A 20151-nucleotide genomic window follows, 5' to 3' on the forward strand; every position below is an offset into this window, starting at 1 on the left:
CACTGCTGCCTCCCGTAGGAGTCTGGGCCGTGTCTCAGTCCCAGTGTGGCCGGTCGCCCTCTCAGGCCGGCTACCCGTCGTCGCCTTGGTGAGCCATTACCTCACCAACAAGCTGATAGGCCGCGGGCTCATCCTTCACCGCCGGAGCTTTCAACCCCCACCCATGCGAGTGGAAGTGCTATCCGGTATTAGACCCCGTTTCCAGGGCTTGTCCCAGAGTGAAGGGCAGATTGCCCACGTGTTACTCACCCGTTCGCCACTAATCCCCACCGAAGTGGTTCATCGTTCGACTTGCATGTGTTAAGCACGCCGCCAGCGTTCGTCCTGAGCCAGGATCAAACTCTCCGTGAATGCTTTTCACGGGAGCGGAACAGTCGGAGGAATGATCCGACCGTTCACAGCGTCCTCGCTGTGTATTTCAAAGGAACCTCGTCTCAGAGAGACGGGGTATCAACATATCTGGCGTTGATTTTTGGCACGCTGTTGAGTTCTCAAGGAACGGTCGCTTCCTTTGTACTCACCCTCTCGGGCTTTCCTCCGGGCTTCCCTTCGGTCTTGCGTTTCCGACTCTATCAGATCCTTTCGGCGTCTGATTCCCAGTCAGTAGGGGGTTGCCTTCCCGGCCGTTGGGCCGTTCCGACGAGTGAGACTTTAGCGGATTCCCGGCCCCCGCGCTAATCGGGGGCCGCGTCCTTTCGAACGCGGATTCCTCATTTCGCAAATACGCATGCCAATTACGCGACGGCAGCCTGATCGACGGCAGTCGAGTAGTTGTTGGTACCTACGGAATGGCTGCCCGGGGACCGACCGGAGTCGGCTCTCACGTCGGACAACTCGAAGAACCTTACGTACCGCCCTGAGGTGTGTCAACTCGCGGCGGAGCGGTACCCCGGAGGCGTACCCTGGGCCCCATGACTACGCGTACGTGCACCCAGCTGTGGTGGGCCGCCTGACGGCGGCCGTACGCACGTATGCACTCAACGGCCGCCGCCTCGGCGGCCGTTCTCGTTTCTCCCTCCAGCGGTCCTGAGGGGCGGCCGCCCGGGACGGCGGCCTCGACCAGGAGGTGGAGACGAGATGACGCGGGTTTTCAGCGGGGTCAAGCCGACCGGGCACCTGACGCTGGGGAACTACCTGGGGGCCATGCGGCAGTGGGCCGCGGTGGATCAGTACCGGGCCGAGTCGTTGTTCTGTGTGGTGGATCTGCACGCGCTGACCGTGGACCACGATCCGGCGCGGGTGCGCAGGCTCAGTCGGCAGGCGGCAACCTTGTTGCTGGCGGTGGGGCTGGATCCGGAGCTGTGCACCGTGTTCGTACAGAGTCATGTGGACGAGCACGCCCGGCTGTCGTACGTGCTGGAGTGCGTGGCGACCGACGGCGAGATGCGGCGGATGGTCCAGTACAAGGAGAAGGCCACGCGGGAGCGGGAGCGTGGGGGCAGCGTGCGGCTGTCGCTGCTGACGTATCCCGTGTTGATGGCGGCGGACATCCTGGCGTACGGGGCGGACGAGGTGCCGGTCGGGGACGACCAGGCGCAGCACGTGGAGCTGACGCGGGATCTGGCGGTGCGGTTCAACCAGCGGTACGGGCATACGTTCGTGGTGCCGCGGGCGACATTGCCGTCTGTGGCCGCGCGAGTCATGAATCTGCAGGATCCGGGCTCGAAGATGGGGAAGTCGGACGACGCCGGGCCCGGGATCGTCTATCTGCTCGACGAACCGGATGTCGTGCGGAAGAAGGTGATGCGGGCCGTGACCGACAGTGGGCGGGAGGTCGTCTACGACCGGGAGGAGCGGCCCGGGCTGGCGAATCTGCTGGAGATCCTCGCCGCGTGCACGGGTGGGAACCCGGAGGCCTTGAGCGGTGTATATGAGTCGTACGGCTCCTTGAAGAAGGACACCGCAGAGGCCGTGGTCGAGCTCCTCAGGCCCGTACAGGAGAGGCACAGGGCGCTGTGCGCGGATCCGGGCTATGTGGAGGGGGTGCTGCGGGATGGTGCGGAGAGGGCTCGGGCGATGGCCCGGCCGACCGTGGATGCCGCCTATCGCGCGATCGGGCTGTTGCCGGCCGTTTCTGATACGGGCGCGGGTGTGGTGCTGAACGCTGCGCGGTAGGCGCGCGGGCTGGTGGCGAGGCGCGACGCGAAGTGCTGGCGCATCGTGACCTCGCTGCCGAAGCCGGCGCGTCGGGCGACCTCGGGCATGGGCAGGTCGGTGCGTTCGAGGAGTTTCTGGGCGGCGGCGATGCGCTGGTCGAGGAGCCAGCGGAGCGGGGTCGTGCCGGTCTCTGCCGTGAAGTGGCGGGCGAAGCTGCGTGCGGACATGCCGGCGTGGGCGGCCAGGACGGCGACGGTGAGCGGCTCGTGCAGGTGGCGCAGGGCGTGTTCGCGTACGGCGGCGAGGGTGTCGGCGTCGCGGTCGGCTCGTGGTGTGGGGTGCTCGATGAACTGTGCCTGGGTGCCGGTGCGGAAGGGCGCGGTGACCATCGAGCGGGCGATGGTGGCGGCGGCTTCGGCGCCGTGGGAGCGGCGGACGAGGTGGAGGCAGAGGTCGATGCCGGCCGCAGTACCGGCGGCGGTCCAGATGTTGTGGTCCTCGATGAAGAGGGCGTCGGGGACGACGGTGACCTGGGGGTGGTGTGTGCGGAGGAGGTTGATCAGGTTCCAGTGGGTGATGGCGCGGCGGCCGTCGAGAAGGCCGGCCTGGGCGAGGGTGAAAGCTCCGCCGCAGAGGGCGGCGATGGTGGTGCCGCGGGCGTGGGCACGGCGCAGGGCGTCGAGGACGGGGTTGGGTGCCGGGGTGAGGTGGTCGTCGAGGCCGGGGACGACGATCAGGTCGGCGCGGGGCAGCCAGGTGAGGGTGCGGTCGGGCAGGAGGGCCATGCCGCCGCGCATGGGGACGGGGGTGGTGGTGTCGGTGGCGACGCGGCGGAGGTCGAAGGCGGGGGCGCCGCGGTCGGTGCGGTCGGTGCCCCAGACCTCGGTGATGACGGAGACGTCGAAGGCGCGGATGCCGGGGAAGGCGAGGAGGGCGATGCGGTAGGGGGTGGCCACGGTTGGCAGTAAACCATCGATCGATGGCTTCTGTGCCTCTGGGGCGCTGGTGGCCGCGCCTACAGGATTGGGGGCATGGAGATCGCAGAGAACGCAGCGCTGGTGGTCGTGGACGTGCAGAAGGGCTTCGACGAGGGCGACTTCTGGGGGCCGCGGAACAACCCGGAGGCCGATGACAACATCGCGGAGCTCATCGACGTATGGCAGTCGACGGGGCGGCCGGTCGTGTTCGTGCGGCACGACTCGGTCAAGCCGGAGTCACCGCTGCGTCCGGGGTACGAGGGAAATGATCTGAAGGCGTATGTGCGGGAGCGGATCGGAAAGGGAAGCGGGCCCGAGCTGTTTGTCACGAAGGCCGTGAACTCCGCCTTCTACGGTTCCCCGGATCTGGACGCATGGCTGGAGGCGGAGGAGATCTCGCAGTTCGTCCTGGCCGGGATCCAGACCAACATGTGTGTGGAGACGACGGCCCGGATGGGCGGGAATCTCGGGTACGACGTGGTGGTGGCGTACGACGCGACGTACACCTTCGATCTGGCGGGGCCGTTCGGCTGGCGGCGGAGTGCTGACGAGGTCGCGCAGGCCTCGGCGGTGTCGCTGCACGGGGGCGGGTTCGCGTGGGTGGTGACCACGAAGGAGGTGGTGGAAGCGGCGCAGTGACCGCCCCCGGGGCGGTGCGGCGGGTCAGCTGTTGCCGGAGGCCAGGGCGCGGCTGCGGTCGCGGGCGGCTTCGAGGGCGGCGATGAGGGCGGCTCGTACGCCGTGGTTCTCGAGTTCGCGGATGGCGTTGATGGTCGTGCCGGCGGGGGACGTGACGTTCTCGCGGAGCTTGACCGGATGTTCGCCACTGTCGCGGAGCATGGTCGCGGCGCCGATCGCGGACTGGACGATCAGGTCGTGGGCCTTGTCGCGGGGCAGGCCGAGCAGGATGCCGGCGTCGGTCATGGCTTCGACGAGATAGAAGAAGTACGCCGGGCCCGAGCCGGACAGTGCCGTGCAGGCGTCCTGCTGGGACTCGGGGACGCGGAGCGTCTTGCCGACGGCGCCGAAGATCTCCTCGGCGTGGGCGAGGTGGTCGGCGGTGGCGTGGGTGCCGGCGGAGATGACGGACATGGCCTCGTCGACGAGGGCGGGCGTGTTCGTCATGACGCGGACGACCGGGGTGCCTTCGGCCAGGCGCTCCTCGAAGAAGGAGGTGGGGATGCCTGCGGCGCCGCTGATGACCAGGCGGTCGGCGGGGACGTGCGGGGCGAGCTCGGTCAGGAGGGTGCCCATGTCCTGCGGTTTGACCGTGAGGATCAGGGTGTCGGCGGTCTTGGCGGCTTCCGGGTTGGTGACCGGGGTGACTCCGTAACGGGTGCGGAGTTCTTCGGCTCGATCTGGGCGGCGGGCGGTGACGAGGAGGTCTGCGGGCGCCCAGCCGCCGCGGATCATTCCGCTGAGCAGGGCTTCGCCGATCTTGCCCGTGCCGAGGACTGCGACTTTCTGGGTCATGGGCCCATCCTCGCACTGGCGGTGCACGGCCGGGGGTGGCCGTCCGGCTGGCGGAACGCGGTCATGCGGTGCGCCTCCGGAGGGTGGCCGCGCCCAGGCAGAGCACCAGCAGGGCGCAGCCCGCGACGATGAGGACGTCGCGGACGAAGGTGGCCGTCATGTCGGTGTGCTTGAGGACCTCGTTCATGCCGTCGACGGCGTAGGACATGGGCAGGACGTCGGAGATGGCCTCCAGGACGGGGTGCATGTTGTCGCGCGGGGTGAACAGGCCGCACAGGAGGATCTGGGGGAAGATCACGGCCGGCATGAACTGGACGGCCTGGAACTCGGAGGCCGCGAACGCGGAGACGAAGAGGCCGAGGGCGGTGCCGAGGAGGGCGTCGAGGAGGGCGACCAGGAGGAGGAGCCAGGGGCTGCCGGTGACGTCGAGGCCGAGGGTCCAGAGCGCGAGGCCGGTGGCGAGGGCGGACTGGATGATCGCGAGGGCGCCGAAGGCGAGGGCGTAGCCGGCGATCAGGTCGCCCTTGCCGAGCGGCATGGCGAGGAGGCGTTCGAGGGTGCCGGAGGTGCGTTCGCGCAGGGTGGCGATGGAGGTCACCAGGAACATCGTGATCAGGGGGAAGATCCCGAGGAGCGAGGCGCCGATGTTGTCGAAGGTCTGCGGGCTGCCGTCGAAGACATAGCGCAGCAGGACCAGCAGCAGGCACGGGACCAGGATCAGCAGCGCGATGGTGCGCGGGTCGTGGCGGAGCTGGCGCAGGACGCGGGCGGCGGTGGCGGTGGTGCGGGAGAGGTTCAGCGGGCTGGTGGGCGCGGGCGGGATCGCCGTGCCGGACGGGGTCGTCGTACTCATCGGGTCGTCTCCTTCTCGCGGGCGGCCGCGGTGGCCTGGTCGACCAGGTGCAGGAAGGCGGCCTCGACCGTGTCGGAGCCGGTGTTCGTGCGCAGTGCGTCGGGGGTGTCGTCGGCGAGGATCTCGCCCTCGCGCATGAGCAGGAGGCGGTGGCAGCGTTCGGCCTCGTCCATGACGTGGGAGGAGATGAGGAGGGTGGCGCCGCGGGTGGCGGCGATGTCGTGGAAGAGGTTCCACAGGTCTCGGCGCAGGACGGGGTCGAGGCCGACGGTGGGTTCGTCGAGGACGAGGAGTTCGGGGCTGCCGAGGAGGGCGACGGCGAGGGAGACGCGGCTGCGCTGGCCGCCGGAGAGGTTGCCGGCGAGCGAGTCGGCGTGGGAGGTGAGGTCGACGTCGGTGAGGACGCGGTCGACGTCCTGGCGGCGCTCGGCGGTGGGGCGGCCGGGGGCGAGGATCGCGGTGAAGTAGTCGAGGTTCTGACGGATGGTCAGGTCGTCGTAGACGGAGGGGGCCTGGGTGACGTAGCCGATGCGGGTGCGCAGGGTGGGGTGGCCGGCGGGGCGGCCGAGGACTTCGAGGGTGCCGGTGACCTTGGCCTGGGTGCCGACGATCGAGCGCATGAGGGTCGACTTGCCGCAGCCGGAGGGGCCGAGCAGGCCGGTGATCTGGCCGCGCGGGACGGTGAAGTCGAGGGCGCGCAGGACGGTGCGGGGGCCGCGGACGACGGTGAGGGCTTCGGCACGGACGGCGGGAGTGCCGGACACCTGCTCCGGGCCGGATGCCGACTCGGGGTCGGGCGCCCCTGTGGCACCCCGATTTATATTCATCATGTGCGGAACATTCCTCTTCTCGGCGGGCCGTGTCAAGCGGGGGTGCGTTCGGCGGCGCAGGCGCGTGTCGGCGTGAACGGAGGAGGGCGGTCCGGTTGGTACGCATCCGCCGTCATCGCGGCGAAACACGAACCCGGTGCGCGATCAACTCCCTTTCCCGACAATGGATTTCAGTGCGAGGTCATATGCCGCGCACGTTCGTCCGCCGTGCCCTCCCCCGGTGCGGCGCCCACGCATCTCCCACAGCTCAGCTGCTCACAGGAGGTGCACCCGTCATGCGCATGCGCAGTGACGTACGCAAGGCCGATCTGCTCGCTTCTCTCGTCGTGTTTCTCGTCGCGCTGCCGCTGTGTGTCGGCGTCGCCATCGCCTCCGGGGTGCCGGCCGAGCTGGGCCTGGTCACCGGGATCGTGGGCGGGCTGGTCGCCGGGGCGCTGCCCGGCAGCAGCCTCCAGGTCAGCGGACCGGCCGCCGGCCTGACCGTGCTCGTCTACGAGGCCGTGGACTCGTACGGCGTCGAGGCGCTCGGGGTGCTGGTGTTCGGGGCCGGTCTGGTGCAGCTCGGGCTCGGGGCGCTGCGGCTCGGGCGGTGGTTCAGGGCCGTGTCGGCGGCCGTCGTGCAGGGGATGCTCGCCGGGATCGGGCTGGTGCTGGTCGCCGGTCAGGTGTACGCGCTGGGCGACGCGAGCGCGCCGACGAGCGGGCTCGGGAAGCTCGCCGGGCTGGTGTCGTTGCCGGGGAGGGCCGATCCCGTGGCGTTGTCAGTGGGGGGTGCCACTATTGCCGTACTGCTGCTGTGGCCGCGTTGGCGCAGGGGGGCGCGGGTGGTGCCTGCGCCGCTGGTGGCGGTGGCGGTGGTGTCGGCGGTGACCGGGCTGTTCGACCTGGGGGTGCGACGGGTCGAGGTGCATGGTCTGGCCGATGCGGTACGACTCCCGGAGACGGCGGACTTCGGGCGGCTGACGGAAGTGGGGGTGATCGGGACCGTCGTGGCCTTCGCGTTGATCGCGTCGGCGGAGTCGTTGTTCAGCGCGGCGGCGGTGGACCGGCTGCACCGGGGACGGCGGACGGACTACGACCGGGAGCTGTTGGCGCAGGGCGCGGGGAACGCGGTGTGCGGGGTGCTGGGTGCGCTGCCGATGACGGCGGTGATCGTGCGGAGTGCGGCGAACGTGCAGGCGGGGGCGCGTACGAAGGCGTCCCGGGTGCTGCACGGGGTGTGGCTGCTGCTGTTCACGGCCGTCGTGCCCGGGGTGCTCGGGCTGATCCCGGTGGCGGCGCTGGCCGGGCTGCTGGTGCACGCCGGCTGCAAGCTCGTGCCGGTACGGGAGGTGCGGGTGCTGTGGCGTGGGCATCGCGGGGAGGTGGCCGTGCTGGTGGTGACCGCGGGCGCGATCGTCGTCGGGAATCTGCTGGAGGGGGTGCTGGTGGGGCTGGGGCTGGCGGTGGCCAAGACGGCGTGGGAGGCCAGCCATGTGCACGTCGAGACGGAGGACCGGGGAGAGGCCGGGATCGTGGTCCGCGTCCTCGGCCATGCGACGTTCCTACGGCTGCCCAAGCTGCTGGACGCGCTGGAGGCACTGCCGCGGGACCGGGCGGTACGGCTGGAACTGGAAGGGCTGCGACATGTGGACCATGCGTGCGCGGCGGCCCTGGAGGGGTGGGCGGCCGGGCACGGGGGTCATGGGGTGGCGACGATCAGTAGGACGTCGTAGACCTCCTCGACCGTGCCGTCGGGGAAGGTCTGCAGCAGGCGTTCGCGCTCCTCGGCGAGGAAGGCGCTCGTCGCCTCCTCGTCCTGGACCAGGAAGATCGAGTGGCTGCCGAGGTTGGCGAGGTGCGTATCGATGGGGACGCGGCGGCTCCAGCGGACGATGCGGCTGGCGTGCTCGGGGATGTCCGCGACGCCGGGGAAGGCCTGCGTGGTGCGGATCTCCCGGGCGCCCTGCTTGTTGCTGTACTCGCCGCGGAAGTGGACGCGGATGCGGTCCGACTGCTCGGTGATCCACGGGATGTCGGCCGGGTCGCGGTTCCACCACAGGGCCAGCGCCCCGCCCGGGCGAAGCACCCGCCGCGCCTCCGGCACGGCTCGGGCCGGTTCGGTCCAGTGCCACGCCTGGGCGTAGGTGACGAAGTCGACGGAGGCGTCGGCGAGGGGGAGGGCGTTGCCGTCGCCTCGGATGATCGGGACGTCGGGGAGGGCGCGACGGAACTGGGCCGCCATGCCGTCACCGGGCTCCACGGCGACCACCTCCGCGCCTCGGCCGTGCAGCAGCGCGGTGGCGATCCCGGTACCGGCCCCGACATCCGCGACCCGGGCACCGGCGAGGGGACGCCCGGCGAGCTCGTCGATCGCGTCGAAGAGGGCGGGCGGGTAGGAGGGGCGGTTGGCGGCGTACTGGGCCGCGGCGGCGTTGAAGGAGTGGGCGCGGGTGGTGTCGGAGGGGGCCGTCATAGGGCCATGGTGGCGCAGTTGGGTGCAGGGGGCAGTGAGTTTTTGGTGAGAGGGGGCGGGAGGGGTGAGGGGTGGTGGGGGGCCTACGGGGGCTGTCCGGCGGGGACGAGGCGTGGGGTGTGCGGCGGCGGGTGGGGTGAGCAGGGCAGGCGAGTGGGGTGCACCGATTCATAGCGCGGTCATGGCTCCGCCTCACGGCCCGCAGCCCGGGAGCCCGGGAGCCCGGCAACCGGCAACCGGCAACCGGCAACCCGGGCCTACGGCACTCACACCTCACTGTCCATAGCCCACAGTCCGCGCCTCGCTTCACACCTCACGGCATGCCTCACGCCTCGCGGCACGCTCCCGGCTCCCGGCTCCCGGCAGCAGGTTCACGGCCTCAGCCCCAGCAGGCTCCCGCCCCCGCGGCATCGCCCCGCTCAGGCCGCAAAGTCCCGTAGGTGACGCTAAGCGCGGCGGCGTTTCCTCGACGGGTTGCCCGTGCGGCGGGTGGTGCGCTTCTCGTGTTGTTTCGTGGCCGCCTCGTATTCCTCGCGGTGGAGTTTCTCGCCGGGCGCCTCCGTGAGGGTGCGGAAGAAGTAGGCGAGGAGGGAGCCGACGAAGCCGATTGCGAGGAGGCCGCGGAGGGAGGCCTGGCGGGCGGGGTCGGGGCGCTTGGTGAAGGAGTCCCACGTGTTGCGGAAGGCGAGCGCGCTGCAGATCGTGAACATGGCGACGACGAGGATGTTCACGAAGGCGCCGGTGTCGGCGATCTGGAGGCCCTCGTAGGCGAAACGGAGGACGAGGCAGGAGGCCGCGGCTGCGGCGAGGGAGCCGGCGGCGGCGCCGATGCGGCGGGCGGTGTAGCCGTTGTCGTGGTCCACCCACGTGGTACCGAAGAACCGGATCGGTTCCGGGCGGGGGCCGGTGGAGCCCACCGGGGCCGCCGGGGTGCCGTTTTCGTCGCTCACGGGACGATTATGGCTCCGGGGCGGGGGCGGGCTCCCTCCGGGTCGGGCGGGTCAGACGGCGCAGCGGGAGGCCACGTAGCCATCGCTGCCCGTGTTGACGTAGGCGTCGGAGACGTATTCGCCGTCGTCGATGTTGTCCCAGATGTTCGACGTTCCGTAGTAGCCGGAGACCGTCGTACCAGGCGCCTGGCAGAAGATCGGGACCTTCGAACCCGTCGGCAGGACCCGGACGATCGTGTAGTTCGTGCCGGGCCCGCTGCGGACGTTGAGCTGCACTCCGGGTGCGATCGGATAGACCTGCACGGTCGCCGCGCTCGCCGTCGCCGCCGAGCCCAGCACCATGAGCAGGGCTCCGGCGGCACCGCCGAGCAGGAAGGATCTGCGTCTCCGAGGATTCATCAGTGCCCTTCGGTCGAGGTCAGCTGCAGCGGGAGGCCACGTAGCCGTCGCTTCCCGTGAGGACGTACGCGTCCGAGACGAACTCGCCGTCGTCGATGTTGTCCCAGATGTTCGAGGTGCCGTACGGGCCCGAGATCGTCGTGCCCGGCGTCTGGCAGAAGATCGGGACCTTCGCGCCTTCCGGCAGGACGCGGACGACGCCGTACTGGGTGCCGGGGCCGCGGCGGACGTTGAGACGGACGCCCGGTGCGACCGGGTAGTAGTGCAGGGCCTCCGCGGTGACGGCAGCCGCCGCGACGCTCTCGCCCTCGCTGCTTCCGGCCTCGTCGACGTGGTCAACAGACATGAAAAACCTCCCCCGTTGGACCCCATGAATGCCATGGGGTCCCGTTGATTCCCCTAAAACACGCCATGAAACACATGTACGCAACTCGCACGCGAACGCTAGCAAGCCGCCTCGGTCTCGTACGAGTAATCGACTAGGCTCCGTGCGTCGCGCGCGCGGACGAACAGCACGGGGGTGGTTCCATGGCGCCACAGCACAACAGCGGAGCTGGCGCGGAAGCGGAACTTCCTGAATACGCCGGTCACTACCGCCTTGAGTCATGCCTGGGCTCCGGTGGCATGGGCGTCGTGCACCTGGCCCGGAGCACCTCCGGCATGAAGCTCGCGGTGAAGGTCGTACATGCCGAATTCGCCAAGGACCCCGAGTTCAGAGGGCGTTTCCGGCAGGAGGTCGCGGCCGCTCGGCGGGTCAGCGGCGCCTTCACCGCATCCGTCGTCGACGCCGATCCCGAGGCCGAACGGCCTTGGATGGCCACCCTGTTCATCCCCGGCCCGACCCTCTCCGACCATGTGAAGCGGAACGGACCGATGCCCCCGGAGCAGTTGCGCCGGCTGATGGCGGGACTGGCCGAGGCCATGCGCGACATCCACCGCGTCGGCGTCGTGCACCGCGATCTGAAGCCCAGCAATGTGCTGCTCGCCGAGGACGGTCCGAAGGTCATCGACTTCGGCATTTCTCGGCCAAAGGACAGCGAACTGCGCACCGAGACGGGGAAGTTGATCGGCACCCCGCCCTTCATGGCGCCCGAGCAGTTCCGGCGGCCCCGGGAGGTCGGGCCCGCCGCCGACGTCTTCGCCCTCGGCTCCGTACTGGTGCACGCGGCGACCGGGCGGGGCCCGTTCGACTCCGACAGCCCGTACGTGGTCGCCTACCAGGTCGTTCATGACGAGCCGGACCTCACCGGCGTACCGGAAGACCTCGCTCCGCTGGTGCTGCGCTGCCTCGCCAAGGAGCCCGAGGAGCGGCCCACCCCCGACGAGCTGATGCGGGAACTGCGCTCGCGCGCGGCCTCGTACGACACCCAGGCGTTCATACCGGCACAGCGGACGGGCGATGCGCCGCCGCTGTTCCCGGAACCTCGCGTCGAGGCAGTCGAGGAAGCCGAGGAAACGGGGCGACGGCCCAAGCGGCGCCGCCCGCCCGCCAAGGCGCTGCTCGTCGCCGCTGCGGCCCTCGTCCTCGTCGTGGGCGGTGTGCTCGCCTCGGTGCAGCTGCTCGGCGGAGGGGATCCTTCCGCCGCGAAGGGCACGGCGCCGCACACCTCCCCCACCGCGTTCCGCGCGTGGTCGGCGAAGCCCGTGTCCGACAACAAGGGGCAGGCGCGCTGCTCGTACGCCGCGGGGAAGCTGCTCTGCGCCCGGCCCGGCACGGTGTTCGCCCTCGATCCCTCCGACGGCGAGCTGCTGTGGCGGCACTCGGCCGGCACCACGCAATACAGCGCCGCCCCGGTCGTGTCGGGCGGTCTGGTGCAGCCCCTGGCCGACCACGGCCGGCGTCTGGAGGCGCTCGACCCGGCCTCGGGCAAGGCACGTTGGTCGCGGGACGTGCCCGCCTACGAGTCGTTGCAGCAGGTCGGCGGCATGCTCCTGCTGACCCACGCGGACGGCAAGGTCACCGGCGTCGACAGCGCGTCCGGCGACACGAAGTGGTCCCGGTCCATGCCGGGCGACGGGCCGCCGGTCTTCTCCTCGTTCGCGGGTGACCCCTTGGCCTACGTCACGAACGTCTCCACCGACGGGGCGAGCACGCGGGTCGTCGCGGTGGATCCCGTCACGGGGGACGTGCGCTGGGACGTCCGGCTGGACGGCTCCCTGCAGTCGGTCGGCAGCGCCGGGGGCTCGGTCTTCTTCCTCGCGAACGACCTGGTCTACGGGGACACGCAGGCGGTGGTCCGCTACGACCCCCGGTCCGGGTCGACGCACCGGGTGACCCTGCCGGTCCGCCGCCCGAGCGCCCACGCCACCGTGCACGGCGACGTCGTCTATCTGCTGGCCGCCGGGGGCTCCCTGGAGGCCGTGGACACGACGTCGGGCAAGCAGCTGTGGAACATCGAGACCTCGGTGAGCCGGGGCTCCGCGCCGGTCGTCGACGACCGTTACGTGTACTTCAGCGCCGCCGACGGGCGGCTGCTCGCCGTGGACGCCCGCAAGGGCACCCTCGCCGGACAGACCCCGGCACGCCTCGGCACGGACGCCGGCCAGACCGTGACCTCCACCCTCCCCCAACCGGTCGTCGCCAACACCCACGTCTACGCCACCGCCCCCGACGGCACCGTCTTCGCCGTGGACGCCCGCAACCCGGCGGACTGGTAGCGGGGAGCGAGTACGGCGAAGGGGCCGCCCCCGAAGGGACGGCCCCTGAAAGCTCGCGGCGTCGTCAGCCCGGCCCGGTCAGCCCAGCTTGGAAACGTCCCGCACCGCGCCCTTGTCCGCGCTGGTCGCCATCGCCGCGTACGCCCGCAGCGCCGCCGACACCTTCCGCTCCCGGGACTTCGGGGCGTACACGCCGCCCAACGCGGCCTCGCGGCGGGTCAGTTCCGCCTCGTCGACCAGCAGCTCGATCGTGCGGTTCGGGATGTCGATGCGGATGCGGTCGCCGTCCTCGACGAGGGCGATCGTGCCGCCGGACGCCGCCTCCGGGGACGCGTGGCCGATGGACAGGCCCGACGTGCCGCCCGAGAAGCGGCCGTCGGTGATCAGGGCGCAGGTCTTGCCCAGGCCCCGGCCCTTGAGGAAGGACGTCGGGTAGAGCATCTCCTGCATGCCCGGGCCGCCCTTGGGACCCTCGTAACGGATCACGACCACGTCGCCGTCCGTGACCTGTTTGTTGAGGATCTTCTCGACGGCCTCCTCCTGCGACTCGCAGACGACCGCCGGGCCCTCGAAGGTCCAGATCGACTCGTCCACGCCGGCCGTCTTCACGACGCAGCCGTCGACGGCCAGGTTGCCCTTGAGGACCGCGAGGCCGCCGTCCTTCGAGTACGCGTGTTCGACGGAGCGGATGCAGCCCTCGGCCGCGTCCTCGTCCAGCGCCGCCCAGCGCTCGGACTGCGAGAACGCCTCGGCGGAGCGGACGCAGCCGGGCGCCGCGTGCCACAGTTCCACCGCCTCGGGCGACGGGGAGCCGCCGCGCACGTCCCACGTCTTCAGCCAGTCCGCGAGGGACGGGCTGTGGACCGAGTGGACGTCCTCGTTGAGCAGACCCGCGCGGTGCAGTTCGCCGAGCAGGGCGGGGATGCCGCCGGCGCGGTGCACGTCCTCCATGTAGTACGTGCGGTTCTTGGCGACGTTCGGGGCGACCTTCGCCAGGCACGGCACCCGGCGCGAGACCTCGTTGATCTCCTCCAGGCCGAACGGGACGCCCGCCTCCTGGGCCGCGGCCAGCAGGTGCAGGATCGTGTTGGTCGAGCCGCCCATCGCGATGTCCAGGGCCATCGCGTTCTCGAACGCCGAGAAGGACGCGATCGAGCGCGGCAGGACCGTCTCGTCGTCCTGCTCGTAGTAGCGCCGCGTGATGTCCATCACGGTGCGGGCGGCGGCCTCGTACAGGCCCCTGCGGGCCGTGTGCGTGGCCAGGACCGAGCCGTTGCCGGGGAGGGAGAGGCCGATCGCCTCGGTCAGGCAGTTCATCGAGTTGGCGGTGAACATGCCGGAGCAGGAGCCGCAGGTCGGACAGGCGTTCTCCTCGATACGGAGGATGTCCTCGTCCGAGATCTTGTCGTTCACGGCGTCGGAGATCGCGTCGACCAGGTCGAGCGTACGGACCGTGCCGTCGACGAGCGTCGCGCGGCCGGACTCCATCGGGCCGCCGGAGACGAAGACCGTCGGGATGTTCAGGCGCAGGGCCGCGTTCAGCATGCCCGGCGTGATCTTGTCGCAGTTGGAGATGCAGATCAGGGCGTCCGCGCAGTGGGCCTCGACCATGTACTCGACCGAGTCCGCGATCAGGTCGCGGGAGGGGAGGGAGTACAGCATTCCGCCGTGGCCCATCGCGATGCCGTCGTCGACCGCGATCGTGTTGAACTCGCGCGGGATGCCGCCCGCCTCGACGATCGCCTCGGAGACGATCCGGCCGACCGGCTGCAGATGGGTGTGGCCCGGCACGAACTCCGTGAAGGAGTTGGCGACCGCGATGATCGGCTTCCGTCCGATGTCCGCACCGGGTACACCGGAGGCGCGCATAAGGGCGCGGGCGCCCGCCATGTTGCGGCCGTGGGTGACTGTGCGGGACCTCAGCTCGGGCATCGTCGCTCGCTCCTTCAGACAGATAGGGCTGCTACCGAGGTTACGCCCGTCATCCAGGGGTCGGGACGCGCTGTCCGGAATACGGGACGTCCATCTCGGAGGACAGGGCTCAGGGCCCGGTCAGATGCCCCTGCACCACCGGCGCGACCCGCGCGATCACCTGCTCCACGTCCGCCGAGGCCAGCGGCTCGATCTTGATGACGTACCGCAGCATCGCGCACCCCACCAGCTGCGCCGCCGCCAGCTCGGCGCGCAGCTCGGCGTCCGGGTGGTCGAGCTGCGCGGCGATCCGGCGCAGCAGCTGGGAGGCGACCAGGCGGCGGAAGACGGCGGCCGCGGCCTCGTTGTTGACGGCAGAGCGGACGATCGCCAGTAGGGGCGTACGGGTGGTGGGGTTCTCCCAGACGCCGAAGATGAAGCGGGTCAGTCGCTCGCCGACGCCGTCCAGCGGGCCCTCGGCGACCGCCTCCGGCGCGTTCAGCGCGGGCGCGAAGGCGACCTCGATGGCCGCCTCGAAGACCTGTTCCTTGGTGCCGAAGTAGTGGTGCACCAGCGCGGAGTCCACGCCGGCCGCCTTCGCGATGCCCCGCACGGACGTCTTCTCGTACCCGCGTTCGGAGAACTCCTCGCGGGCCACGGTCAGGATCCGGTCCCGGGTGTCCGCGGACTCGACCCGGGTACGGCGGCCGCGGCGCCGGGCGGCGGTGTCGGTCACGGCCGGGGCACCTTCACGGCGGAGGCGAGGTGGAGCCGGGTGAAGGCGAGCGCCTCCGCCAGATCGGCCTCGCGTTCGGCGCTGGACATCGCGCGCCGGGTGTTGACCTCGATGACGACATGGCCGTCGAAACCGGTCAGGGCGAGGCGTTCCAGCAGTTCGGCGCAGGGCTGGCTGCCGCGGCCCGGGACGAGGTGCTCGTCCTTGGCCGAACCCTTTCCGTCCGCGAGGTGCACGTGGCCGAGCCGGTCGCCCATGCGGTCGACCATGTGCATCGCGTCGGAACGGGCCGTCGCGGAGTGACTGAGGTCGATCGTGAAGTGACGGTAGTCCTCCTTCGTCACGTCCCAGTCGGGGGCGTACGCGAGCATCTCGCGGTCCCGGTAGCGCCACGGGTACATGTTCTCGACGGCGAACCGCACGTCCGTCTCGTTCGCCATCCGCCAGATCCCGGTGACGAAGTCACGGGCGTACTGGCGCTGCCAGCGGAACGGGGGGTGTACGACGACCGTGGTCGCCCCCAGCTTCTCCGCCGCGGCCTGGGCGCGCTGGAGCTTGATCCAGGGGTCCGTCGACCAGACCCGCTGGGTGATCAGGAGGCAGGGGGCGTGGACCGCGAGGATCGGGATGCGGTGGTAGTCGCTCAGTCTGCGCAGCGCCTCGATGTCCTGGCTGACCGGGTCGGTCCACACCATGACCTCGACACCGTCGTACCCGAGGCGCGCGGCGATCTCGAAGGCCGTCGCCGTGGACTCCGGGTACACGGAGGCCGTGGACAGCGCGACCTTCGCATCCGGGATGCGTACGACTGGCTCCGCCATGCCGACAGGTTACGGGTTGCCGTGGGTTGGGGTGCGCGTGCCTATTCGCCGTTGTGGGATTCGCCATAGGCGGGTGCGGGTGATTTGTGGTTGCTCGCGCCCCGCGGCGGAGCCGCAAATCGATACAGCCCCGCGCCCCTGAAGGGGCGCTACACGGAACCCATGTGGTCAAGGCGACGCAGGATCACGCCTTCCCTGAGTGCCCATGGGCAGACTTCCAGGCTCTCCACGCCGAACAAGTCCATCGCGCCCTCTGCCACCAGGGCGCCGGCCAGCAACTGGCCGGCCCGTCCCTCGCTCACGCCCGGCAACTCGGACCGCTGCGCCGTCGACATGCCTGCCAGCTTCGGGACCCATGCCTCCAGGGACTCGCGCTTCAGTTCTCGCTGGACGTACAGGCCCTCCGTCGAGCGGGCCGCGCCCGCGATCCTTGCGAGCTGCTTGAAGGTCTTCGAGGTCGCCACCACGTGGTCCGGGGCGCCGAAGCGGGTGAACTCGCCCACCGTGCGGGCGATCTGGGCGCGGACATGGCGGCGGAGGGCCCTTATGGACTCCGGGGCCGGGGGGTCGCCGGGGAGCCAGCCGGCGGTGAGGCGGCCGGCGCCGAGGGGCAGGGACACCGCTGCGTCGGGTTCCTCGTCGATGCCGTACGCGATCTCCAGGGAGCCGCCGCCGATGTCCAGGACGAGCAGCTTGCCCGCGGACCAGCCGAACCAGCGGCGGGCCGCGAGGAAGGTGAGCCGGGCCTCCTCCTCGCCGGTGAGGACCTGGAGCTCGACGCCGGTCTCGGCCTGCACGCGCGCGAGGACGTCGTCGGCGTTGCTGGCCTCGCGCACGGCGGAGGTCGCGAAGGGGAGGAAGTCCTCGACGCCCTTGTCCTCGGCGGCCTGCAGGCACTCCTGGACGACGTCGATCAGTTTCTGGACCCCTTCGGGGCCGACGGCCCCGTCCTCGTCGAGGAGTTGGGCAAGGCGCAACTCCGCCTTGTGCGAGTGCGCGGGCAGCGGGCGTGCGCCGGGGTGCGCATCCACCACCAGCAGATGCACCGTGTTCGATCCAACGTCGAGGACACCGAGTCTCATGTACGGAACGCTACTGCCACCTGGACGGTCCTCCGTATTCGATGGGGCTGCGGGAGCCTTACGCTGGTCCTGTGCCAAAGACGAAAACGGCGAAGGCCGACAAGTCGGCAGAGTCCACCAAGTCCGCCTCGGGTCCTGCGAAGGACGCCGCGCAGGTGAAGGTGCCCAAGCCGGCCAAGCTGATGTCGAAGAAGGCCCGGGAAGCGGACGAGAAGGGCCTCGACTTCGCGCGCGCATGGGTGGAGTTCCCTGATCCGGCGGACGACGAGCAGGTCTTCCGGTGCGATCTGACATGGCTGACCTCTCGCTGGAACTGCATCTTCGGCAGCGGCTGCCAGGGCATCCAGGCGGGCCGCGCGGACGACGGGTGCTGCACGCTGGGCGCCCACTTCTCCGACGAGGACGACGAGAAGCGGGTCGCCGGGTTCGTGGCGAGGCTCACGCCGGAGATCTGGCAGCACCACGACGAGGGCGTGGAACACGGCTGGGTCTCGGAGGACGAGGACGGCGACCGCCAGACGCGTCCGTACAAGGGCTCGTGCATCTTCCAGAACCGGCCCGGGTTCGCGGGCGGCGCGGGCTGCTCGCTGCACATCCTGGCCCTGAAGGAGGGCCGCGAGCCGCTGGAGACCAAGCCGGACGTGTGCTGGCAGCTCCCGGTGCGGCGCACCTACGACTGGATCGACCGCCCCGACGACACCCGGGTGCTCCAGGTCTCGATCGGTGAGTACGACCGCCGGGGCTGGGGTCCGGGCGGCCACGACCTGCACTGGTGGTGCACGTCGGCCACCTCGGCGCACGGCGCGGGCGACCCCGTGTACGTGTCCTACCGGGCGGAGCTGACCGAGCTGATGGGCAAGGCCGGCTACGACCGTCTCGTGGAGCTGTGCGAGCAGCGACTGGCAGCCCAGCTGCCCCTGCTGGCCCCGCATCCGGCGGACCCCGTCGACTGAGGTCATCGGGCTGTACGACGCTTGCGGCTAGCCGGCCGACGGGCTCGGGTCGTCGCCGCTGCCGGGCGGCGGCGACGAGCCTCCCGGGTCGGACGGGGTGGGGTCGGTGGGCGTCGGGGTGGGGTCGGGCGACGAGGGCGGGTCGCTCGGGGTCGGGTCCGAGGGTGCCGAGGTCGTGGGCGTCGGGTCGGGGTGGGACGGCGGCGGGTCACCGGGGCGGGTCGGGCCGGGGTCCGGGTCCGAGGGGTCGGTGGGGCTGGGCGCGGTGCCGTAACCGTCGATGGTGACGACGGCGCCGGACGGTGAGATCGCCACCTTCGCGTGCCAGTGGCCGGAGGGCTCGCGCAGATGGTCGACGTACACCTTGATCGTCAACGCTTCGCCCGGCGCGAGGGTTCCCGAGGCCTGGCTCAGGTAGAGCCAGGCGGCGCCGGTCGTCGCGGACCAGCGCACGGGCTCGGAGCCGGTCGCGGTCAGGGTGATCAGTGTGGTGTCGCCGCTGTTGCCGGCCGAGACGTCGAGGTGGCCGGCGCTCTTGCGGCCGACGCCGGTGACGCTGATGACCTCCACGGAGACGTCGGGCCGGTCGCCCTTGCCGAAGCGGCCGCCGGGCCTGGTGCTGGCGTTCCCGGCGTTCTCGTAGCTGCCGCCGGCCGCCTCGCCGTCGAGGCTGCCGGGCCCGTGCGCCTCGCTGGCGGTGGCGGAACGCCCGTCGACTCCCTCCCCGGCGGGCCCGCCCCGGTAGGCGGCCCAGAGCGCGAGCACCGGGGCGGCCACGACGGTCGCCACGACGGTGGTCGTCACGGCACGCGCGCGTAGCCGGTCGCGCCGGGCCGCACGGTCCTTGGGATCCATGGGGAAGCCGCGCCGGTCGAACCTCGGCGCCGCCGCGCCACGCGCGCGTGGATGGTGCGCCATCGCCACGTGCAGGGCCGCGCGGGGCGCCTCCAGGACGGGCAGCTCCGCCGGGGTGACCATCGCGCCGGGCCAGCGGCCGGGGATCGCGCGCTCGGCGCTGCGGCGGCAGCGCGGGCAGTCGTCGACGTGCCGGACGAGTTCCTTGCGCAGGGCCGAGCCGAGGACCAGCTGGTTGTCGCCGGTGAGCCGGGCGACGCTCGGGCAGCCGCCGCTCTCCACGACGGCGAGGGCCGCGCGGGTGCGCTCGACCTCGCAGGCGGCGGAGGCGAGCAGCTCGCGCGCATTGGCGAGGTCCATGCCGAGGACGGCGGCGACTTCATGGGCGGCGAGATGATGCCGTACGGCCAACTCCAGTGCCTCGCGCTGCTCCGGGGTGGTGCCGGCGGCCTCCGGCCAGGCGAGCAGGGCGAGTTCGCGGCGCCGCTCCTCCTGGACCTCCTCGGAGACGGACGGGGCCGCGGGACGGGCCCGGGGGCCGTGCCGGCCCGCCGCGTGCGTGGCCTGACGTTTCTGCTTGGCCTCGGCGAGCCCCCGCAGACAGGCCCAGCGGGCCAGCGCGTACAGCCAGGCCCGCCGGTCGCCGGAGGCCTCCGGACCGCCGCGCTTCTCGGCGAGCGCGAGGACGTCGCCGAGGGCCTCGGTGGCGGCGTCGTGGTCGCACAGCACGGACAGGCAGTAGGTGAACAGGCCGTCGAGATACGGCTCGTAGCGCGCGGGCGGCCGCTGCGCCAGCGTGTGCGCCGCGGCACGGTCACGCGCCTCCCGGCGCGCCCGGTGTGCGCCGGTGGTGCGGGTCGAGGTCTCCGGACTGCTGCTCATCATCCGTGGACCGTAGGCGCCGGAGAGCAGGCCCTTCTGCCCCCTTGAGCACATTTACTCCGTACGGGTGAAACGATCCCTCATAAGGGGACAGGAACCTTCATTCCATGGCCGGTTCGGGGCGGGAGTGGCTTGTTAGCGCCGGTCGCACTCCCATGGGCGCCGATCGCACCCCCACCCACCCGCACGGACCCGGCGCCCGATTGTCAGTGCCCCCGG

Annotated in this window: 18 protein-coding genes and 1 rRNA gene; 5 read left to right on the forward strand and 14 right to left on the reverse strand. The window is 71.0% G+C overall.

The genetic code is table 11. From position 1 onward, the window contains the following. A 16S ribosomal RNA gene (locus ABZ848_RS05705) occupies nt 1-351 on the reverse strand; the annotation flags it as partial. A gap of 726 nt (nt 352-1077) precedes the next feature. On the opposite strand from ABZ848_RS05705, the gene trpS reads away from it, so the two are divergent. Continuing rightward, the gene (gene trpS, locus ABZ848_RS05710) at nt 1078-2115 is read left to right on the forward strand and encodes a tryptophan--tRNA ligase (RefSeq protein ID WP_360825843.1); all 1038 of its coding nucleotides are present in this window, start codon (nt 1078-1080) and stop codon (nt 2113-2115) included. On the opposite strand, the gene ABZ848_RS05715 is transcribed toward trpS, so the two are convergent. Further along, entirely contained in the window at nt 2043-3053 is a 1011-nt protein-coding gene (locus ABZ848_RS05715; RefSeq protein ID WP_360825846.1) for a helix-turn-helix domain-containing protein, read from the reverse strand. The two genes, trpS and ABZ848_RS05715, sit on opposite strands and share 73 nt — an antisense overlap. A gap of 75 nt (nt 3054-3128) precedes the next feature. Between ABZ848_RS05715 and ABZ848_RS05720 the strand changes: the two genes are divergently transcribed. After that, the gene (locus ABZ848_RS05720) at nt 3129-3713 is read left to right on the forward strand and encodes a cysteine hydrolase family protein (RefSeq protein WP_360825849.1); all 585 of its coding nucleotides are present in this window, start codon (nt 3129-3131) and stop codon (nt 3711-3713) included. Between the two features lie 24 nt (nt 3714-3737). On the opposite strand, the gene proC is transcribed toward ABZ848_RS05720, so the two are convergent. From proC to ABZ848_RS05735, 3 genes are all read right to left on the reverse strand, one after another. Continuing rightward, nucleotides 3738-4547: a pyrroline-5-carboxylate reductase gene (proC, locus tag ABZ848_RS05725; RefSeq protein WP_360825852.1), complete on the reverse strand. Its 810-nt coding sequence runs from the start codon at nt 4545-4547 to the stop codon at nt 3738-3740. A 61-nt stretch (nt 4548-4608) separates the two neighbouring features. After that, nucleotides 4609-5400, reverse strand: a complete 792-nt coding sequence (locus tag ABZ848_RS05730; RefSeq protein WP_360825855.1) for an ABC transporter permease — start codon at nt 5398-5400, stop codon at nt 4609-4611. Further along, the gene (locus ABZ848_RS05735) at nt 5397-6230 is read right to left on the reverse strand and encodes an ABC transporter ATP-binding protein (RefSeq protein ID WP_360825857.1); all 834 of its coding nucleotides are present in this window, start codon (nt 6228-6230) and stop codon (nt 5397-5399) included. Before ABZ848_RS05735 ends, ABZ848_RS05730 begins: the two co-directional genes overlap by 4 nt. 281 nt (nt 6231-6511) lie before the next feature. Between ABZ848_RS05735 and ABZ848_RS05740 the strand changes: the two genes are divergently transcribed. Then, nucleotides 6512-7945 (forward strand): SulP family inorganic anion transporter, encoded by a 1434-nt coding sequence (locus ABZ848_RS05740; protein ID WP_360827130.1) that lies wholly within the window; start codon nt 6512-6514, stop codon nt 7943-7945. On the opposite strand, the gene ABZ848_RS05745 is transcribed toward ABZ848_RS05740, so the two are convergent. The 4 genes from ABZ848_RS05745 to ABZ848_RS05760 form a co-directional block, all read right to left on the reverse strand. Then, complete coding sequence (locus tag ABZ848_RS05745) at nt 7912-8685, reverse strand: methyltransferase domain-containing protein (protein ID WP_360825860.1); 774 nt, start codon at nt 8683-8685, stop codon at nt 7912-7914. The two genes, ABZ848_RS05740 and ABZ848_RS05745, sit on opposite strands and share 34 nt — an antisense overlap. A 446-nt stretch (nt 8686-9131) precedes the next feature. After that, a complete protein-coding gene (locus tag ABZ848_RS05750; protein ID WP_360825863.1) occupies nt 9132-9635 on the reverse strand; it encodes an EamA/RhaT family transporter in 504 nt (167 codons plus the stop codon). Between the two features lie 51 nt (nt 9636-9686). Beyond that, nucleotides 9687-10034: an SH3 domain-containing protein gene (locus ABZ848_RS05755; RefSeq protein ID WP_360825866.1), complete on the reverse strand. Its 348-nt coding sequence runs from the start codon at nt 10032-10034 to the stop codon at nt 9687-9689. A 19-nt stretch (nt 10035-10053) separates the two neighbouring features. Beyond that, nucleotides 10054-10380 carry an SH3 domain-containing protein gene (locus ABZ848_RS05760; protein WP_360825869.1) on the reverse strand — a complete coding sequence of 109 codons (327 nt, stop codon included), beginning with the start codon at nt 10378-10380 and terminating at the stop codon, nt 10054-10056. A gap of 182 nt (nt 10381-10562) precedes the next feature. Here ABZ848_RS05760 and ABZ848_RS05765 point away from each other — a divergent pair, with 182 nt between their 5' ends. After that, nucleotides 10563-12692 (forward strand): serine/threonine-protein kinase, encoded by a 2130-nt coding sequence (locus ABZ848_RS05765; RefSeq protein ID WP_360825872.1) that lies wholly within the window; start codon nt 10563-10565, stop codon nt 12690-12692. 78 nt (nt 12693-12770) lie between these two features. Here the strand turns inward: ABZ848_RS05765 and ilvD are convergent, their stop codons facing one another. From ilvD to ABZ848_RS05785, 4 genes are all read right to left on the reverse strand, one after another. Continuing rightward, a complete protein-coding gene (gene ilvD, locus ABZ848_RS05770; RefSeq protein WP_360825874.1) occupies nt 12771-14624 on the reverse strand; it encodes a dihydroxy-acid dehydratase in 1854 nt (617 codons plus the stop codon). Nucleotides 14625-14733: 109 nt separating this feature from the next. Continuing rightward, on the reverse strand, nt 14734-15339 hold the full coding sequence (locus ABZ848_RS05775) for a TetR family transcriptional regulator (protein ID WP_360825877.1): 606 nt from the start codon (nt 15337-15339) through the stop codon (nt 14734-14736). Continuing rightward, nucleotides 15336-16160, reverse strand: a complete 825-nt coding sequence (locus tag ABZ848_RS05780) for a sugar phosphate isomerase/epimerase (RefSeq protein WP_360825880.1) — start codon at nt 16158-16160, stop codon at nt 15336-15338. The genes ABZ848_RS05775 and ABZ848_RS05780 overlap by 4 nt, the downstream gene beginning before the upstream one ends. A 149-nt stretch (nt 16161-16309) precedes the next feature. Beyond that, complete coding sequence (locus ABZ848_RS05785; protein ID WP_360825883.1) at nt 16310-17242, reverse strand: Ppx/GppA phosphatase family protein; 933 nt, start codon at nt 17240-17242, stop codon at nt 16310-16312. Nucleotides 17243-17313: 71 nt separating this feature from the next. Between ABZ848_RS05785 and ABZ848_RS05790 the strand changes: the two genes are divergently transcribed. Beyond that, nucleotides 17314-18195, forward strand: a complete 882-nt coding sequence (locus ABZ848_RS05790; RefSeq protein WP_360825885.1) for a hypothetical protein — start codon at nt 17314-17316, stop codon at nt 18193-18195. Between the two features lie 27 nt (nt 18196-18222). Here ABZ848_RS05790 and ABZ848_RS05795 read toward each other — a convergent pair whose 3' ends face one another. Next, entirely contained in the window at nt 18223-19935 is a 1713-nt protein-coding gene (locus ABZ848_RS05795; RefSeq protein ID WP_360825888.1) for a hypothetical protein, read from the reverse strand. Nucleotides 19936-20151: the final 216 nt, after the last annotated feature.

The organism is Streptomyces sp. NPDC047081 (assembly GCF_040643775.1).
GTDB lineage: Bacteria > Actinomycetota > Actinomycetes > Streptomycetales > Streptomycetaceae > Streptomyces.

What these genes read in the sequence shown, in the direction of transcription:
- trpS (WP_360825843.1), top strand. Translation starts at nt 1,078, where the DNA reads ATGACGCGGGTTTTCAGCGGGGTCAAGCCGACCGGGCACCTGACGCTG.
- ABZ848_RS05720 (WP_360825849.1), top strand. Translation starts at nt 3,129, where the DNA reads ATGGAGATCGCAGAGAACGCAGCGCTGGTGGTCGTGGACGTGCAGAAG.
- proC (WP_360825852.1), bottom strand. Translation starts at nt 4,547, where the DNA reads ATGACCCAGAAAGTCGCAGTCCTCGGCACGGGCAAGATCGGCGAAGCC.
- ABZ848_RS05730 (WP_360825855.1), bottom strand. Translation starts at nt 5,400, where the DNA reads ATGAGTACGACGACCCCGTCCGGCACGGCGATCCCGCCCGCGCCCACC.
- ABZ848_RS05735 (WP_360825857.1), bottom strand. Translation starts at nt 6,230, where the DNA reads ATGATGAATATAAATCGGGGTGCCACAGGGGCGCCCGACCCCGAGTCG.
- ABZ848_RS05740 (WP_360827130.1), top strand. Translation starts at nt 6,512, where the DNA reads ATGCGCAGTGACGTACGCAAGGCCGATCTGCTCGCTTCTCTCGTCGTG.
- ABZ848_RS05745 (WP_360825860.1), bottom strand. Translation starts at nt 8,685, where the DNA reads ATGACGGCCCCCTCCGACACCACCCGCGCCCACTCCTTCAACGCCGCC.
- ABZ848_RS05755 (WP_360825866.1), bottom strand. Translation starts at nt 10,034, where the DNA reads ATGAATCCTCGGAGACGCAGATCCTTCCTGCTCGGCGGTGCCGCCGGA.
- ABZ848_RS05760 (WP_360825869.1), bottom strand. Translation starts at nt 10,380, where the DNA reads ATGTCTGTTGACCACGTCGACGAGGCCGGAAGCAGCGAGGGCGAGAGC.
- ABZ848_RS05765 (WP_360825872.1), top strand. Translation starts at nt 10,563, where the DNA reads ATGGCGCCACAGCACAACAGCGGAGCTGGCGCGGAAGCGGAACTTCCT.
- ilvD (WP_360825874.1), bottom strand. Translation starts at nt 14,624, where the DNA reads ATGCCCGAGCTGAGGTCCCGCACAGTCACCCACGGCCGCAACATGGCG.
- ABZ848_RS05780 (WP_360825880.1), bottom strand. Translation starts at nt 16,160, where the DNA reads ATGGCGGAGCCAGTCGTACGCATCCCGGATGCGAAGGTCGCGCTGTCC.
- ABZ848_RS05785 (WP_360825883.1), bottom strand. Translation starts at nt 17,242, where the DNA reads ATGAGACTCGGTGTCCTCGACGTTGGATCGAACACGGTGCATCTGCTG.
- ABZ848_RS05795 (WP_360825888.1), bottom strand. Translation starts at nt 19,935, where the DNA reads ATGATGAGCAGCAGTCCGGAGACCTCGACCCGCACCACCGGCGCACAC.